Origin of the sequence: Staphylococcus sp. HMSC34C02, assembly GCF_001838705.1 — a bacterium.
Taxonomy (GTDB): Bacteria; Bacillota; Bacilli; order Staphylococcales; family Staphylococcaceae; genus Staphylococcus; species Staphylococcus borealis.
This window is the reverse complement of the sequence record NZ_KV838592.1, coordinates 16,526-33,924: the sequence shown is the minus strand read 5'-3', so window position 1 is coordinate 33,924 and position 17,399 is coordinate 16,526. Positions and strand designations below refer to the sequence as shown.

The window sequence follows — 17,399 nt, the reverse complement described above, 5'->3', positions numbered from 1 at the left end:
CTTAAGTAAGAAATTCTAGAGATGAATGACGAATATTTTTGCGCGACTCTTGGCGGAAAAGAAAGTGTCGAGTGACTACAGGCACGAGCCTTTCCCGCAAGAAAGCGTCGCAACAAATTGAGTAAATATTCATCTAAGAATTTCTTTACAACCCATCCCCCTAGGCAAGCATCACAACAGAATGAGTAAATGTTCATCTAAGAATTTCGTTAGGATCTAGATGTTAACTAAGCATATCAAAAATAATAAGCCAGTAAATGAATTCCTAAAAATTCATTTACTGGCTATTTTAATAGGAGGATGATAATAATATATTAATTTAATTTCTTAAATGCGCTGTTTTTAATTAAGTCTATTCCATGCTTCCATGGATTGTTTCGATATTGTGTTTCATCATTTTATAATATGAATCACCTTTAGAGCCTTTTTCTCCGATTGAATCGGTAAAGACTTCTCCGTAAATCTGCTTACCAGTTTCCTCAGATAAGCTATTCATAGATTTTTTATCTACACTTGTTTCAACTAATAAATGTTTGATGTGATTGTCTTTAACAAACTTGATAGCTTGTTTCATTTGTGACGGTGTACCTTGTTTCTCAGTATTGATTTCCCAAATATAGCCTGGCTTGATATCAAAGGCTTTTGAGAAGTATTTGAAGGCACCTTCACTTGTAATCATAGCACGTTCTTGTTTTGGAATATCATTGAATTTATCTTTACTGTCTTTGTTTAACTTTTCAAGTTCGGCAAGATAAGCATCACCTTGTTTATGATAGTCTGCTTTATGTGAGGCATCTGCTTTCACAAGTTGTTCTTGAATATTCTTAACGTATTGAATACCATTATCCAAACTTAACCATGCATGTGGATCAATCTTGTCCTTGTTACCTGTTTCACCATTTAAATAGATAGGCTTAACGCCTTTAGACACCGCGAAGACTGACTTATCATCTGTAGATTTGCCTGCTTGTTCTAAAGCTTTTTCAAACCACCCGTTACCAGATTCTAAATTGAAACCATTGTAGAAGATAACATCTGCATCAGTAAGTTGTTTAATATCTTTCGGTTTCACTTCGTATTCATGTGGGTCTTGTCCTACAGGAACGATACTATGAACGTCTACTTTGTCACCACCGACTTGTTTGACCATGTCATAAATAATGGAATTGGTTGTGACAACCTTCAATTTGTCATGATTTTTAGAATGTTGATCACTAGAATTTGAACTACACGCTGCTAGAACTAGAATCAATGCAATAAGTAATGGAATAAATTTTTTCATGTTGTGTGTACACCTCTATACTTTGTTTTTAATTTTGAAAAGAGAAGGGTCAAGATATATATACTAAATGTTGCAATGACAATCGTTGCCCCGCTTGGAAGATTGTAAATAAAGCTAAAGTACAATCCGACAATCGAACTTACTACGCCAATCAAACTTGCTACAATCATCATTGAATAAAGATTCTTTGTGATTAAAAAGGCAGTCGATGCCGGTGTAACAAGTAATGCGACGACTAGGATAATGCCAACAGTTTGAATACTAGCAACGGTGACTAAGGCGAGTAAGAGCATTACAAAATAATGAATGACTGTTGTATTCAACCCACTTACGCGACTGAATGTTGGATCAAACGTTGAAATCATTAATGGTCGATACAATATGACAATCAGTAACATCACGATGGCACCAATAATAAGGGTTGTCCAAAATGTTTGTCGGGTAATCGCGAGTAAGTTACCAAATAAAATATGATGTAAATCTGTCGTGCTGTTTATCAGACTAATAATGATGACACCCGTTGCGAGAAATGCAGTGAAACTGATGCCAATCGCTGCATCTGGCTTTGTTTTACTATTATTAGAAATGTAACCAATTAATAAACTTGCAATCATGCCAGTGACTAATGCGCCGATGAACATCGGAATATTGAATAAGAATGACAACGCCACACCAGGTAAAACGGCATGACTCATCGCATCTCCCATCAACGATAATCCTCGAAGGATGATTAAACTTCCGACAGTCCCACAAACCACGCCTACTATAATAGATGTAATTAAAGCGCGATTTAAGAACTGATAATCAAATAAATGTTGAATGAAATCAGTCATTTGCTGTGTCACTCCCTTCATTAAACGTAGAAGTCACATTAAATAAAAATGTGCGATTGAGATATTGGGGTTGCATTGCTTGATGACTAGGACCGAAGAACCTAACTGTACGATTCAGTAAAAGAATACGATCGAAATAGTCTTCTGCTTTAGATAAATCATGGTGCACGATAAGAATAAGCTTACCTTGCGCTTTTAATTGACGAAGTTTCTCCATAATAAGTTGCTCACTATTAAAATCGATGCCTACAAACGGTTCGTCTAATAAATAAACTGTACTATCAGACATCAATGCTCTTGCTACAAGAACACGTTGCAATTGACCGCCACTGAGCTCGGAAATTTGTTTGTATTGCAACGCTTCTAAATCTAAGTCTCTTAATAGTTTTTGAAATTTTGTTTTAGACGCATGATCAACACGTTTGAACCAGCCAATGGTTTGATAGCAGCCAGATAGAATGACTTTCTCAACATTGATTGGGAAGTCTAAGTCTAATTGCGCTTTTTGAGGAATGTATGTAATGTATTGCAATTGTTTATGTATGGATTTGCCATATAAATACATCTCGCCACTAGCGTTAAACGTTCCGATCAAGCTTTTTAGCAATGAAGACTTACCCGCACCGTTGGGCCCCATGATGCCAATGATTTCCCCTGATATTGGAATCTTTAAAGAAATATCTTTTAGCACATGTTTATGATTTAAATGCAAATTCATGTTGTTAATTTCTATCAAAAAAACTACCTCCTAAATAAAAGTTTAGGTTAACCTAATTTATTTCATAATAACTTCCGAAAACAGAGCGTGTCAAGTCGAGATAGTCAATAAAAGTGTGGAAATAGTATCAATTCATTTCGGTAAATAAGTTCTAGAGTGAGCGTTAATCATTGATATGGCTACATTTGATCATCATTAGTTTGATTGACAATTAAAAATTTAAATGTAAAATATAAAACGTAATAATTACGATTTATAAAAAGAAAGGTATGATTTTATGGGCAAGATACCTGTAACGGTATTGAGTGGTTATCTTGGATCAGGTAAGACAACATTACTTAACCACATTTTAAATAATCGTGAAGGCCGTCGAATTGCGGTTATTGTGAATGATATGAGTGAGGTAAATATTGATAAAGACTTAGTTGCTGATGGGGGCGGGTTATCTCGAACAGATGAAAAATTAGTCGAATTATCTAATGGTTGTATTTGCTGTACGTTAAGAGATGATTTATTGCAAGAAGTTGAGCGTCTAGTAGAAAAAGGAAATATTGATTATATTGTGATTGAATCTACAGGGATATCTGAACCGGTACCTGTTGCACAAACCTTCTCTTATATTGACGACGCATTAGGTATTGATTTAACTTCTATTTGTCGACTAGATACGATGGTAACTGTTGTAGATGCGAACCGATTTATTAATGACATTAATTCTGAAGATTTACTTGTCGATCGTGATCAAGGTGCGGACCAAACAGATGAACGCTCAATTGCCGATTTACTCATTGATCAAGTCGAATTCTGTGATGTGTTAGTGATCAATAAGACGGATTTAGTTACCGAAGCGGAATTAACAAAATTAGAAAACATCTTAAGAAAATTACAACCGGATGCTAAATTAATCAAAACGACAAATGCCGAAGTGGATATCAATGACGTGTTAAATACAGGTCGCTTTGATTTTGAACAAGCAAGTAATTCTGCAGGTTGGATAAAAGAATTAACTGAAGGTGGTCACGCTGAACATACACCTGAGACAGAAGAGTATGGGATTGGATCATTTGTCTATTCAAGACGTTTACCGTTTCACGCGAAACGTTTCAATGATTGGTTAGAACAAATGCCTAATAACATTGTTCGTGCAAAAGGGATTGTTTGGTTAGCACAATATAATCAAGTTGCATGCTTATTATCTCAAGCAGGTTCATCTTGTAATATTAGTCCGGTAACGTATTGGGTAGCTGCAATGTCGCCAGAACAACGAGAACAAATTCTTAATCAACGACCAGATGTTGCCGAAAGTTGGGATATCGAATATGGTGACAGAAATACACAATTTGTAATTATCGGTACAGAATTAGATCAAGAACAAATTGTAAAGGAATTAGATCAATGCTTAGTAAATAGCGATGAAATTGGTAGTGATTGGAATCAATTAGAAGATCCATATCAATGGCAAATTCGAAAAGCTTAATATCATACCATCGTTCCAGTTGTTAATGTTTGAAAGACAACGTGGCTTAGGATGGACGATAACACCTCGTAGATTGCGTGAAATAATCAAAACGCCCATTACGAGGTGTTTTTTTATGGAATCATCCAGTGAATATAGTGACGATTTAAATTTATTGAATATTTTGAACAAATAGATGTTAAATTTATGTATAATAGCTAGTAAACACATAATAGGAGAGATGTAACACATGATGAAACAGAAACTTTCAATCAAAGAAAATATATTTATTGGTTCGATGTTGTTTGGTTTATTCTTTGGTGCAGGAAATTTAATCTTTCCTATTCATCTTGGACAAACAGCAGGTGCCAATGTTTGGCTTGCTAATTTAGGATTCTTAATTACAGCGATTGGGTTACCTTTCCTAGGTATCGTAGCCATTGGTATCTCTAAAACGAATGGCGTTTTCGATATTTCATCTAGAGTGAGTAAAGGCTATGCATATGCATTTACAATTGCCCTATATTTAGTAATTGGACCGTTTTTTGCGTTACCAAGACTTGCAACAACATCGTATGAAATTGCATTTTCACCATTTATTTCGGCAAGCACTGGAAAGTTAGTGTTACCGATATTCAGTATTTTATTCTTTCTAATAGCATGGTTTTTCTCTAGGAAGCCATCTAAAATTTTAGATTACATAGGCAAATTCTTAAATCCAGTATTTCTAGTATTGCTAGGTATCGTAGTTGTCTTAGCGTTTATTAAACCTATGGGTGGTGTTAGTCATGCGCCAATAAGTGCAAACTATAGTAATAGTGTCTTATTGAAAGGCTTTATTGACGGCTATAATACGCTAGACGCACTCGCATCACTCGCATTCGGGATTATCATTGTGACAACGATTAAGAAATTAGGTATTACCAATCCGAATGGGATTGCTAAAGAAACGTTTAAGTCAGGATTTATAAGTATCGTAGGAATGGGCGTGATTTACACGTTACTTGCTTTAATGGGTACGATGAGTTTAGGCCATTTTAAAGTGAGTGAAAATGGTGGTATCGCACTTGCTCAAATCGCGCAACACTATCTTGGAGATTATGGCATTATCATCTTATCGCTAATTATTATTGTGGCATGTTTGAAGACGGCGATTGGTTTAATAACTGCCTTTTCAGAAACATTCACAGAACTATTCCTGAAAATGAATTACCTTTGGTTGGTAACAGGTGTCGCACTACTTGCCTGTATCTTCGCGAATGTCGGATTAACTAAGATCATTATGTATTCAACACCTGTACTTATGTTTATCTATCCATTAGCGATTACACTTATTTTATTAACACTTGTCAGCCCATTATTTAATCATTCGACAATAGTTTATAAATTTACAACGTTCTTTACTATGTTTGCAGCATTCTTTGACGGCATCAATGCAAGTCCAGAATTCTTTGCGAAGACATCATTCGCGCAAACATTAATTGGCTTTGCCGAACACTATTTACCATTCTTTACAATTGGTATGGGCTGGATCGTTCCAGCAATTTTAGGATTTATTATAGGACTAATCGTTTATTCAATTCGTTCTCGTAGACATACACAAACACAATAAATATGCAGTTATAAGCTGTGAGCCTGGGACATCGATCAATGTCCCGCGCCCATAGCTTATTTTTTTGCGTTCATTCATGACTTTAAAAAATTCTTATTGTGTAAATGTACATAGTGTAGTACTATTTAAAACGTAATTATTACGATTTAAAGTAAGCGAGGAGAATGAAATGACTAAGACTTATGACGTTTGGTGGCAAAAAGGTCAAGAATCAGATGATGATATGGCACGAGACCATCAAGAAGCTTGGGAGAGAACGATAGAAATGCTTGATACATCTGACATCGAAGGGAAAACGATTTTAGATGTGGGATGTAATCAAGGCGGATTTTTACGACAATTATACGATACAACACCGTTTAAAGAAGGTGTTGGCATCGATTTAGCACGTTTATCTTTGGAAAAGGCAGAGACATTAAAAGGACAACGTCCACTTACATACTATTTAACAGATAAACCACAAGAAACGAAGCACATATTTGATACGGCTGTAAGTACGTCTGTCTTATACTTAATAGAGGATATTCCGCAACATGCGAAAGATTTAAAAGAGGTATTGAAACCAGGCGGCGTTTATTACGCTTCATTCGCGGATTTAACTCATAACCCGAGTCGTCAGTTTATGGATGACACGATTAATCAATATGGTGCCACACCGTCTCAGAATCACTCTCTAAAACATATCGTTGATAGCTTTGTGAATGCAGGATTTGAAGTTGCAGTAATGAAAGAGCCTGTACCTGACGTGATTGATTTAATACATTATAGCGATTTTTATTTATCACCAAATGATTATTTACAAACATTATATGAAGAATCATTTTTAATCAAAGCAAGAGTGAAAGAAGGTACTGAGAAATGAAGAAACGTATATTAATGACGGTAGCAGCAAGTGCTACGCTCTTATTAGCGGGTTGTGGCAATGGTCAAAAAGAAGATAAAGATGTTACGGTATCGCTACCTACTGAAGCAAAGGCGGATAAACTTGACGCGCAAGGCTATGATGCAGCGATGCCCGTTTATAGTGCAGTGTATGATGCATTAGTTAAATACGACAAAGATAAGGGCGTTAAAGCAGGTTTAGCAGATAAATGGCGCGTTGATGAATCAGGGAAAGTTTATGAATTCCATTTGAAAAAGAACGTTAAATTCTCAGATGGTTCAGCATTAGATGCTAAGGCCGTGAAATTCTCAATTGATCGTGCGAAAGCGATGAATAAAGATACGACTGTAGAAACGTTAAAAAAATTAGATAAGGTCGTTGTTAAAAATGATCACGTGGTCCAAATTAGATTGAAATCTCCATCAAATCAAGTGTTAAATGAATTAACACAAGTGAGACCGTTGCGTATTATGAGTCCACATTCAGTAGAAGATGGTAAAGTAAACGGTAAATTTGAAAAAGCGATTGGGACAGGTGCATTTGTTGTTGATAAAACTGGTAAAGAAAAAACGACAATGAAGCCAAATAAATATTTCGACAACGGTCACCCAGTCAATTATCATCTTGCATTCCAAACGATTGAAGATGGGGACTCAAGAAATTCTGCAGTACAAAGTGGTTCTGTAGATATTTCTGGTGGTGCTTTAGGTATGCTCTCAGATGAACAAATCAAACAAGATAAGAAAAATAAGAACTTAACGATTGAAGATAGACCTAGCACAGTAAGTCACTTTATGGCATTTAACCCTAAAAATGATGTATTAAATCATCGCGCAATTCGTGAAGCGATAAGTAAGAGCATCGATGCGAAAGACATTGTGGGCAAATCTGTAAATGGTCTGTTCCAGAAGAACGTACAATTTGTGACTAAAGATAATCAACAGCCACACGATTATGATATGAAAGCGGCTGAAAAGTTACTTAAATCAGAAGGCTATCATAAAAACGATGACGGCATCTTTGAAAAGAATGGCAAACCTTTATCATTTAACTTAGTCATTCAAACTGCAGAGTTCCCAAGTTGGAAAGATAAAGCAGAAAAAGTGCAACGTCAGCTTAAACAAGCCGGTATTAAGTTAAATGTGAAAACGTTAGATTCACAATCATACTATGATACATTATGGACGAAAAAAGACTATGATTTGATTTTCTATAGAACATATTCAGATGCACTAATGCCTTACAACTTTATGAGTTCAGTGTTTAAAAATAATGATGGTCAACCAGGCGTGTTAGCTGATGATGAAACATTAACGAAACAGCTAGACGATTTCCCATCAACCGTATCAAAAGAAGACCAACAGCGTTCGTTTGATGACATATTTAAACACTTTAATCAACAATACTATGGTGTGCCAATTGCTTATCCAAATGAGACGTTTGTAGTGAGTGATAAAGTAAAACAATTCAAATTCTCTGGACTTACGGATGCACCAATTGATTATAAAGCGTTGAAAGTTAATGAATAACAATGCTCAAACGTACAATTAAATTCATACTTTATTTAATCGTAAGTTCGTTTATTATCTTCATTTTAGTTGAGAAGACATCTGGTAATCCAGCGATTCTGTATCTACAACGTCATGGTTATACGTCGATTACGCAAGACAATATTGAAGCGGCACAACATCAACTTGGCTTAGGACAACATGTGTTACTTAGATATATCGATTGGGTTGGACATGCACTTACGGGCAACTTAGGATACAGCTTTAGTACCAACGAAGCGGTTACCGCTATGATAATGGAAGCCATCATGCCGACGCTTGTGCTAATCATTGTCTCTAGTTGTATCATGTTGCCATTTGGCTATATTGTTGGTTACTTCGTTGGGACGCGTCCGCATACACGTTACGCTAATGGAATTCGTGGATTCGCCCAAGTGATGACCTCAATGCCAGAATACTGGTTAGCTATTTTATTCATTTATTATTTAGGCGTACGTTGGCAATGGTTACCATTTGTAGGTAGTGATTCATGGCAACACTTTGTGCTGCCCATCTTCACAATTGTTGTTATAGAAGGGTGTCATATCTTATTGATGACAGCACATCTGATTGCGCAAACGTTAGATCAAGATGCGTATCAACTTGCGCAGTTAAGACATTTCTCGTTAAAAGCGCGTATCATCGTACAAATTAAAGAGATATTTGCACCACTAATGACCATTTCAATTAACAGTGTCATTCATTTAATTGGAAAAACCGTAATACTTGAAGTTATCTTCAGCATGTCTGGTATAGGTAAATTGTTGATTAATGCTATTAACCAACGAGATTATCCACTAATTCAGGGCATTGTCATCTTTATCATCGTCTTTATTATGCTAATGAATTATTTAGGCGATGTGATTATCTTGAAGAATGAACCTAGACTTCGACGACGTCACACCCAGCAGTCAGGCAATGAGAAAAGAGGTGCGATGTGATGAAAAAATATCAAACGTACATCGCAATAGGTTCACTATTGAGTTTGATAGTTGTATTAATGACGTATGGTTTAATGCAAGACACGCAACATTTGGATCCACTTGAGTCACCTAATGGACAACATTGGTTGGGTACCGATCAATTAGGCAGAGACTTCTTAGTAAGACTGATTGTCGGTAGTCTTGTCACATTGAGTTTAACAGGTATAGTGATTCTATTAAGTGTTTGTATAGGACTTATCTTTGGCTTAATTGCAGGCATAGAAAGACGATGGTTAGATCAAATCATTATGTTTGTTGCCGATATGTTGTTGGCTATTCCGTCATTTATTATCGCATTAGTCATTTTAAGTTTAGTAAGTAACTCCATGATAGGTTTAATACTTGCTTTAACGATTGGATGGATAGGACGTTATTTACGTTACTTCAGAAATTTAACGCGAGATATTCAAAAACGTCCATTTGTTCAATATGCACGATTGAGTGGGAACTCAACATTCAAAACGACAGTAACACATGTGATTCCACATTTATTAAGTAATATATTCGCTTTGGTAACGGCTGACTTTGGCAAAATGATGCTCAGCATATCTGGCCTTGCCTTTCTAGGACTAGGTATTAAACCGCCGACGCCTGAGTTAGGAACCATTCTTTTTGATGGGAAAAGTTATTTCAACGGCGCACCGTGGCTCTTCTTCTTCCCGGGTGTATTGTTAGGAGGTTTCGCCTTATTATGTCAAATCATCAACAAAAAAATAACGCAGTAAATACGGTAGTCAACGTCAATCAATTATCGATTTTAGATCAAGAGAAAGTATTGTTAAAAGATGTTGATTTGACAGTAACTAAAGGTGCATTTCATTGCATTATAGGTGAAAGTGGCAGTGGGAAATCACTGTTAACAAGAACAATACTGGGAATGAAGCGACCACAATTAAGTTATCAAGGAGATATTGACATCGATTTAACTAAAACAGATGCAGTGTTTCAAGATGTTCAAAGTAATATGTTTCAAAATATAACATTAGCTAAGCATTTCCAATACATTTATGAAGCTAATCGTACACATCTGACGAAACAGCGTATTAAGGATGATGTCTTACAGATGATGCAATTACTTGGTTTAAGACAAGGGGAACAATTACTTGAGCGTTATCCTTTTGAACTTAGTGGAGGTATGGCGCAACGTGTCGCCTTTATAATGTCATTAATTAGACGTCCGGACTACTTATTTTTAGATGAACCGACGAGTGCACTTGATCAAGACAATGTTAAAAAGTTTATGCATTACCTTCTTAAGGCACAAGAACGCTACCAAATGACCATCGTTTTTATCACACACGATATTAACTTAGTAAAAGATTTTGCCACGCATATTAGTATTATGCAGCAAGGTCAATTGATAGAAAGTGGTGAGGCGGCGTCAATCTTAACTAAGCCGACACATAGTTACACGAAAAAATTAATTACGATTGCACATCGGAGACAACCTTATGCTTAAAATTGAGAGATTAACCAAATATATAGATACGCAACTGATATTTAAAGAGATATCATGTACAATGAATGACCAGCACTTGCTCATAAGTGGTGAGAGTGGTTGTGGTAAATCTACGTTAGCCAAGATTATCGCTGGCTTAGATACGGACTATCAGGGCGAATTATATCTTAATGGGCGTTTGCGTGAATCTTATACGTCTAAAGAGTGGATGAAGCACATCCAATATGTACCTCAATATCAACGTGATACCTTAAATCAGCGTAAAACGGTATTAGCTACACTATTAGAACCACTTAAGAATTACAAGGTAGATAAACAGCGTTATACATCAAGTATTGAAGCAGTGCTTGAACAGTGTAACTTACCACACGATATACTTAAGCAGAAAGTATCGACGTTAAGTGGTGGTCAATTTCAACGCGTTTGGATAGCTAAAGCTTTAATATTAGAACCAGAGATCCTCATATTGGATGAAGCTACAACCAACTTAGATGTCATTAATGAAGAAGCTATACTTCAAATGCTAATGTCTTTAAAGACGACGCAATTAATCATTATTTCACATGATGCTTATGTCTTAAGCCGATTTAACGGTGTTCAATTACCGCTCAAACAATGGAATCAGTAGCGTTGAAATATAGTCACACGTCACCTCCCTCAGCCTGTTTTAAATCTTAAATAATAAAGAAGTTTGAAAATATTTAAAACAGGGCATATTTTACTAATTAAACCTTTCATGAAAAATGAAACGGCATAAGGTTTTTAACTTTTATAGGGGGATTGTCACATGAATATATATATAAATTACGTTACCAACATTACAAAGATATCGTAGATGATAATATCTTAACGGTCTTTGTATTAGCTAAAAATGAAGAAGAAGTTGAACAATTCGCGAAAAAAGTAAGTTATGCAGTTGAGAGTATTACTAAAATCTCTCAAGAAGCGTATGAAAAAGAAAAAGAAAAAAATGAACATTTCGGACTTGAACATGCTGAAAATTATTTAGATTAATCGTCCGATACTGTGAATCATTAGAAGAGATTAAGGCAATGAACAGTTGCGTTAATCTCTTCTTTTAAAATATAACAAGCGTGCATTATCTATTTAGTTGACAAATCAACCAATACGTTATATAGTTAAATAGTTGATAAGTCAACTATATGAGGTGAGGCAATGCGAAACGATAAAGAATTTGAGTATCGTGATATTAAATTTATTGGAAAATTATCATCGAAAATATATAGACGGGGCAATATTTATATTACAGAGCAGTTAAAGCCATACGGAATTAACTATATCCAGGTGATGTGTTTAGTTGCACTCTATATTGAGAATGGTATAAGACAAGAAACCATTGTTGAAGACATCGGTGTAGATAAAGCAAGCGTGAATCGAGCAATTAAGTATTTAGAAGAAAAGGGTTATATTACAAGAGAACGCAATCAAGACGATAAAAGAGCGTATAATTTATTTCTTACGCCTAAAGCAATGGCATTTAAAGAAATAAGTTGGGACATTTTAAGTAATTGGGAATTAATGATTTCCGAGGGTATTGATGCTCAAGAGAAAGCAATCGCTTTCGATGTCTTAAAGAAAATGTCGCTAAATGCAGACAAATACTATAAAAATTAAATGAATCAAGGAGTATATATCATGATTAATAAAGACAATATGGAACATGCAATTGTATTAGGTGGCGGTGGATCACTTGCGATAGGTTGGGAATTAGGATATCTTTCAGTCCTTTCTAAAGCAAATATCGATGTGAGACACGCAGATTTAGTTATTGGTACCTCTGGAGGTGCTCAAGCTGGGACGAGTTTAACATCTCAACAGAGTTGGGACGAGATTTATGAACAACAAATTGCGCCAAAAGCCAATGAAGCACCACCAGTAGATGACATGTCTGATATTTTTGCCAGATATGCTCAAATAAAAAAATAGTGCACACACACCAAAAGAATGGATTGAAAATTATAGTGTCTATGCATTAGAGGATCACAAATTTAATGAAAGCGTCCATATTAATCGATTACAAAATAGAATTAAAGTATCCAATTGGCCTGAAAATCTGATGATTACGGCAGTAAATGCGAATAAAGCAGCGCGTGTTGCTTTAACTTCAGATAGTCAAGTCGACTTGCATAGAGCAATGGCCTCAAGTGGTTCATTACCTGGTGTGTGGCCGGCAACAACCATTAATGGTGAGAAACATTTTGATGGTGGCTGTCATTCTATGGAGAATGCCGATTTAGCTAAAGGTGCCAAAAAAGTACTTATCTTTGCGACAAACCTTCCTGTATCAACACCATACAAACTTGAAGATGCGATAAAAGAACTCGAAGAAAGTGGTTCAGAAGTTAAATTAATTACACCAAGTAAAGCAGTGTTCGATAAATTAAATGAACTCGGTGGCAATACGGTTAATCCAGCTATTAGACCTGACATTTTTAAAGCGGGGGAAGCACAGGCCCTTGAAGATGTAGAGATGATACGAAGCTTCTGGAATGAATAAGCCTGATTGGCTTCCAAAGTAATGAAGAAAATAGATATAAAAGGGGGAACGCAAACATGTCTAACCGTTTCGATCATGTTCAACCACCCAATCAGTTTAAATATAAAGAAGGACAAACCATATTAAAGCAACAATATGATTTCGTCTGTGATAATCGAATTTATTTTAGTGAAACGATCTATCGAGATTTGCATAATCATTCATATCGCTTGTATGTAGACGTACTTTCGCCGATTGGAGATTATGGTTTGGGATTAGATTTTAATGATATAGATGCGATTTATAGCAAAGTGATTGAACCAAAATTAAACCATCAACTCATCAATGAGACGTTACCGGATATGAACACGACTGCTGAAAATATTGCAATGTGGATTTGGGATGAATTTGAACAACATCTTCCAGAACAAAATGATATGTATGAATTACAATTATTTGAGACTGACCGCCATGGGGTAAGTCTAAATCGTACAATAATGAAGCCGTAATATACAATTGAACACTATAAAAGTATGGTTCTCAAGGATGTATTTTCAATTAAGTGCTATTTATATTAGTATTTAAAATTTAAATATTTTGATTATATATAAAACATTGATATAATTATTATAGTAGAAAGTCTACAATTTTTTATTTTGGAGGAACATATTTGGGGACCACATTTAGTCTTATTACTTTTATATTATTATTAGTCCTAACGGCTTTTTTCGTTGCAACAGAGTTTGCTATCGTAAAAGTCAGAGAAACAAGAATTGCGCAATTGTCTAATGCAGGAGAGAAGAAAGCAATCGCTGCTAAAAAAGTTGTCGATCATCTTGATGAATATTTAGCTGCCTGTCAATTAGGTATTACCATTACTGCACTAGGTATAGGTATGGTTGGGGAATCAACATTTGAATTTATTCTACATCCGTTATTCAGTAGTATCGGTATTCCTGAAGCGTGGATACATCCATTTACAATTGGTGGTGCATTTGTTATTGCGACATTTTTACACGTAGTTGTAGGTGAGATGGCGCCTAAGACCATTGCGATTCAAAAAGCAGAGTATATTACATTACTCTTTGCAAAGCCGATTATCTTTTTCTATAAAATAATGTATCCATTTATTTGGATATTAAATGGTGCAGCACGATTAATCTTGAAAATGTTCAACATGAAACCAGCTAAAGAGAGTGAAGTATTCCACTCTGAAGAAGAATTAAAACAATTAATTCAAGATAGCCATGAAGGTGGCGAAATTAATGACAGTGAATTACACCATATCAATCAAGCATTTAAATTCGATAATTTAGTCGCAAAAGATATTATGATCGATCAAGCACATGTTAAAACACTCAATTTAAATACGCACTTTGATGATGCGATTCAACAAATTAAAGTAGATGCGTTTACGAGATATCCAGCTGTTAAAGATGATCAAATCGTTGGTTTTATCCATTCCAAATCACTATTTAACGTGGATCAGCCATCTAAGTTAGAGACATTTGTTAATCCAATTATCAACATTAAACCGGATACGCCATTGAAGCATATCTTGGAAATAATGAAGAAGAAAAAAGTTCATATTGCCGCAGTTTATGACGATGCTGATTTCAAAGGAATCATTACTTTAGAGAATATTCTGGAAGAAATCGTAGGCGATATTGAAGATGAATATAATTAATGTGAATATAGTCTTATATAATTAATGTAATTGTTTATATTGACCCTATCATTGAGATTTGAAAGTCTGAATGATAGGGCTTTTTTATGAATCGATTTAAAAAATTGACATCTAACTCAACTTGTAACTATAATGGTTACATGAGGTGAGAAGATTGAAAATTAGTAGTCGTTTTACTGTGGCTGTGCACATTTTAGCGTTAGTCAAACTAGAACAGTCGCAACCATTAACGTCTTCTTGGATTGCCAGCAGTGTGAATACAAATGCTGTCGTCATTAGAAGGTTAGTTAGTAAATTAAAACAAGCGAACTTAATTGAAACACAGCAAGGTAGTGGCGGTATTCAATTGTTGAAACCATTAACGGACATTACATTACTTGATGTATATCAAGCGGTGGAAGTAGTAGAAGAAGGCGAATTATTCCAAATGCATGAAGACACGAATATGAATTGTGTTGTAGGTGCTAATATTCAAAGCGTACTTGAAATCGTTCTCTTACGCGCACAAGATGCGATGGAAGGTGTCTTGGCGAATGTTACGATGGAGGATATCGTTTCAGGTATCTTGCAACAAAACGGATAAGTCGTCATCCGTTATATCCAACTTGTAACTAAAATGGTTACAAGACAAAAACAACAATACGAATTCACTATAACGACCTAATTGACGCATATCACCATTGAAATCACTATAAATACAAATAAGTGGAGGAATAAATAATGAAAATTGGCATTATCGGAGCAACAGGTAAAGTAGGAACTAAAGTATTACAAGAAGCAACACGTCGTGGTCATGAAGTGACGGCCATCGTCAGAAATGCGGCTAAATTAAATCACTCAGATGTCAAAGTGATTGAAAAAGATATTTTTAATTTAACAACAGAGGATATTAAAGATCTTGATGTCGTTGTTAATGCGTTTGGCGCACCACTCGGCGAGGAAGAAGCCCATGTTGAAGCAGGACGTGCGTTAATTGCATTATTAAAAGATGTAGATACAAGAGCGATTATTGTTGGAGGTGCGGGAAGTCTATTTGTGGATGAGGCACAAACAACTCGTGTCGTTGATACACCAGATTTTCCAGATGTTGTTAAACCAACAGCTAAAGGTCAAGGACGCAACCTTCAAGACCTTAAAGATGCAGAAGGTATCACTTGGACATTTGTAAGTCCATCTGCAGAATTTGATGCGGAAGGTAAACGCACAGGATCATATACATCAGGTAAAGATCAATTATTAGTTAATAGTCAAGGTAATAGTTACATTAGCTATGCAGATTATGCGATTGCGATTGTAGATGAAGCTGAAAATGCAGACCACATTAATGAACGTTTTACTGTTGTTGGCGAACAAGCGTAATTGATTAAACGAGCCATTTAAGACAAGTGGATATATTGTTTGAGTATAAATATACAAAGGGCGTGGAACAGAATGCTTTATGATTCATTGTTCCACGCCCGTTTTCTATGGCTAATACGATGGTTTTTAATGTATATCTTATTTCATTCCGGATTTCGCCATTTGGATAAAGGTCTTAGCTGCTCTGGATAACCGTTTTTTATCATTTTCTTTATATGCTAACACGACTTGATTGTAATAATGATGCGGGTTCAACTGGACAAACGCACCATTAAATCGATCAGATGTCATATCTTTAACACTTTTAGGGACAAATGTGATAGCAATACCTTCATTTACGAGACGAAGCGCGTTCTCTACACTCACCGTTTCCATCATTACGTCAGGTACGACATGATAATCGTTTAAGATTTGATTGGTTAATTGACGTAACGTCATTTCAGGCTTCAGCAAGATAAATTTTTCATTATGCAATAAATGAAATGGGAATTTACCATCATCTGCATGGGCTTTCGCTTGGTCGATAAGGTCATGCCCAGGCGGTAATGCTAGATAGACATTTTCGGTATACAAAATATCATAAGATAAATCCTCAGTGTACAACGGTAAAATTGTTACACCGATATCCACTTTCTGATCGGAAACAATTTGTTCGATTCGATGTGCCACTTCTTCTACCAATTCAATCTCGACGCCAGGGTAATGCTCGATAAATTTTGGCAAGATACTATAAAGCGTATGTGTAGCTAAAATTGGATTTACACCTATACGGATGCGTCCCTTTTTCAAATTAGAAATCGTCTGTAACTCATCGCGCATTTGCGTGTCGATATCCTCAATGTCGTGTAAATAATCTAGAAATCGTTCAGCTGAATAAGTGAGTTCTAAAGGATTACTGTCGCGATTAATCAAAGTAACGCCTAAGTCATGCTCGACTTCTTTAATATAACGACTTAAATAGGGTTGAGATATATAAAGATGTTTCGCTGCGTGTGAAATACTGCCATAACGTTGAATAGCTTCTAAATATTGAATTTTATTTTTATAAGTCATGTAGATGACCGCCTTTCATCGTGCTATATA

The 17,399-nt window shown here is 35.6% G+C and carries 20 protein-coding genes; 16 read left to right on the top strand and 4 right to left on the bottom strand.

Translation table 11 applies throughout. The features are described 5' to 3' along the window. Window positions 1-352: 352 nt before the first annotated feature. Genes mntC through HMPREF3239_RS08885 form a run of 3 tightly spaced genes read right to left on the bottom strand, consistent with a single transcriptional unit; the run spans window position 353 to window position 2,851 of the window. The gene (mntC, locus tag HMPREF3239_RS08895; RefSeq protein ID WP_053030185.1) at window positions 353-1,282 is read right to left on the bottom strand and encodes a manganese ABC transporter substrate-binding lipoprotein MntC; all 930 of its coding nucleotides are present in this window, start codon (window positions 1,280-1,282) and stop codon (window positions 353-355) included. Next, window positions 1,279-2,115, bottom strand: coding sequence for a metal ABC transporter permease (locus HMPREF3239_RS08890; RefSeq protein ID WP_053030184.1), 837 nt, complete (start codon window positions 2,113-2,115; stop codon window positions 1,279-1,281). Before HMPREF3239_RS08890 ends, mntC begins: the two co-directional genes overlap by 4 nt. Beyond that, window positions 2,108-2,851 (bottom strand): metal ABC transporter ATP-binding protein, encoded by a 744-nt coding sequence (locus tag HMPREF3239_RS08885; protein WP_053030183.1) that lies wholly within the window; start codon window positions 2,849-2,851, stop codon window positions 2,108-2,110. Before HMPREF3239_RS08885 ends, HMPREF3239_RS08890 begins: the two co-directional genes overlap by 8 nt. Window positions 2,852-3,110: 259 nt before the next feature. On the opposite strand from HMPREF3239_RS08885, the gene HMPREF3239_RS08880 reads away from it, so the two are divergent. From HMPREF3239_RS08880 to HMPREF3239_RS08810, 16 genes are all read left to right on the top strand, one after another. Continuing rightward, complete coding sequence (locus HMPREF3239_RS08880) at window positions 3,111-4,310, top strand: GTP-binding protein (RefSeq protein WP_070855396.1); 1,200 nt, start codon at window positions 3,111-3,113, stop codon at window positions 4,308-4,310. Window positions 4,311-4,539: 229 nt separating this feature from the next. Continuing rightward, the gene (brnQ, locus tag HMPREF3239_RS08875; RefSeq protein WP_070855394.1) at window positions 4,540-5,901 is read left to right on the top strand and encodes a branched-chain amino acid transport system II carrier protein; all 1,362 of its coding nucleotides are present in this window, start codon (window positions 4,540-4,542) and stop codon (window positions 5,899-5,901) included. 169 nt (window positions 5,902-6,070) lie between these two features. Further along, entirely contained in the window at window positions 6,071-6,763 is a 693-nt protein-coding gene (locus tag HMPREF3239_RS08870) for a class I SAM-dependent methyltransferase (protein WP_070855393.1), read from the top strand. After that, window positions 6,760-8,313: an ABC transporter substrate-binding protein gene (locus HMPREF3239_RS08865; RefSeq protein WP_053030179.1), complete on the top strand. Its 1,554-nt coding sequence runs from the start codon at window positions 6,760-6,762 to the stop codon at window positions 8,311-8,313. Before HMPREF3239_RS08870 ends, HMPREF3239_RS08865 begins: the two co-directional genes overlap by 4 nt. Window positions 8,314-8,315: 2 nt before the next feature. Further along, window positions 8,316-9,272, top strand: a complete 957-nt coding sequence (locus HMPREF3239_RS08860; protein WP_053030178.1) for an ABC transporter permease — start codon at window positions 8,316-8,318, stop codon at window positions 9,270-9,272. Next, window positions 9,272-10,039 (top strand): ABC transporter permease, encoded by a 768-nt coding sequence (locus HMPREF3239_RS08855; RefSeq protein ID WP_053030177.1) that lies wholly within the window; start codon window positions 9,272-9,274, stop codon window positions 10,037-10,039. The genes HMPREF3239_RS08860 and HMPREF3239_RS08855 overlap by 1 nt, the downstream gene beginning before the upstream one ends. Continuing rightward, window positions 10,006-10,773, top strand: a complete 768-nt coding sequence (locus tag HMPREF3239_RS08850; protein ID WP_053030176.1) for an ATP-binding cassette domain-containing protein — start codon at window positions 10,006-10,008, stop codon at window positions 10,771-10,773. The genes HMPREF3239_RS08855 and HMPREF3239_RS08850 overlap by 34 nt, the downstream gene beginning before the upstream one ends. Beyond that, window positions 10,766-11,401, top strand: a complete 636-nt coding sequence (locus HMPREF3239_RS08845) for an ABC transporter ATP-binding protein (RefSeq protein WP_053030175.1) — start codon at window positions 10,766-10,768, stop codon at window positions 11,399-11,401. Before HMPREF3239_RS08850 ends, HMPREF3239_RS08845 begins: the two co-directional genes overlap by 8 nt. 152 nt (window positions 11,402-11,553) lie before the next feature. After that, complete coding sequence (locus HMPREF3239_RS08840) at window positions 11,554-11,787, top strand: hypothetical protein (RefSeq protein ID WP_256323750.1); 234 nt, start codon at window positions 11,554-11,556, stop codon at window positions 11,785-11,787. Window positions 11,788-11,949: 162 nt separating this feature from the next. Then, window positions 11,950-12,408, top strand: coding sequence for a MarR family winged helix-turn-helix transcriptional regulator (locus HMPREF3239_RS08835; protein WP_053030173.1), 459 nt, complete (start codon window positions 11,950-11,952; stop codon window positions 12,406-12,408). 21 nt (window positions 12,409-12,429) lie between these two features. Beyond that, window positions 12,430-12,720 (top strand): patatin-like phospholipase family protein, encoded by a 291-nt coding sequence (locus HMPREF3239_RS12690; protein ID WP_231119757.1) that lies wholly within the window; start codon window positions 12,430-12,432, stop codon window positions 12,718-12,720. 22 nt (window positions 12,721-12,742) lie between these two features. Continuing rightward, on the top strand, window positions 12,743-13,291 hold the full coding sequence (locus tag HMPREF3239_RS12685; protein ID WP_325969117.1) for a patatin-like phospholipase family protein: 549 nt from the start codon (window positions 12,743-12,745) through the stop codon (window positions 13,289-13,291). Window positions 13,292-13,347: 56 nt separating this feature from the next. Further along, a complete protein-coding gene (locus HMPREF3239_RS08825) occupies window positions 13,348-13,779 on the top strand; it encodes a 6-pyruvoyl trahydropterin synthase family protein (RefSeq protein ID WP_053030172.1) in 432 nt (143 codons plus the stop codon). Window positions 13,780-13,940: 161 nt separating this feature from the next. Beyond that, window positions 13,941-14,957, top strand: a complete 1,017-nt coding sequence (locus HMPREF3239_RS08820) for a hemolysin family protein (protein WP_053030171.1) — start codon at window positions 13,941-13,943, stop codon at window positions 14,955-14,957. A 154-nt stretch (window positions 14,958-15,111) separates the two neighbouring features. Then, window positions 15,112-15,540: an Rrf2 family transcriptional regulator gene (locus HMPREF3239_RS08815; protein WP_053030170.1), complete on the top strand. Its 429-nt coding sequence runs from the start codon at window positions 15,112-15,114 to the stop codon at window positions 15,538-15,540. 137 nt (window positions 15,541-15,677) lie between these two features. Next, window positions 15,678-16,316 (top strand): NAD(P)-dependent oxidoreductase, encoded by a 639-nt coding sequence (locus HMPREF3239_RS08810; RefSeq protein ID WP_070855391.1) that lies wholly within the window; start codon window positions 15,678-15,680, stop codon window positions 16,314-16,316. A gap of 138 nt (window positions 16,317-16,454) precedes the next feature. On the opposite strand, the gene HMPREF3239_RS08805 is transcribed toward HMPREF3239_RS08810, so the two are convergent. Beyond that, window positions 16,455-17,369, bottom strand: coding sequence for a LysR family transcriptional regulator (locus HMPREF3239_RS08805; protein WP_053030168.1), 915 nt, complete (start codon window positions 17,367-17,369; stop codon window positions 16,455-16,457). Window positions 17,370-17,399: the final 30 nt, after the last annotated feature.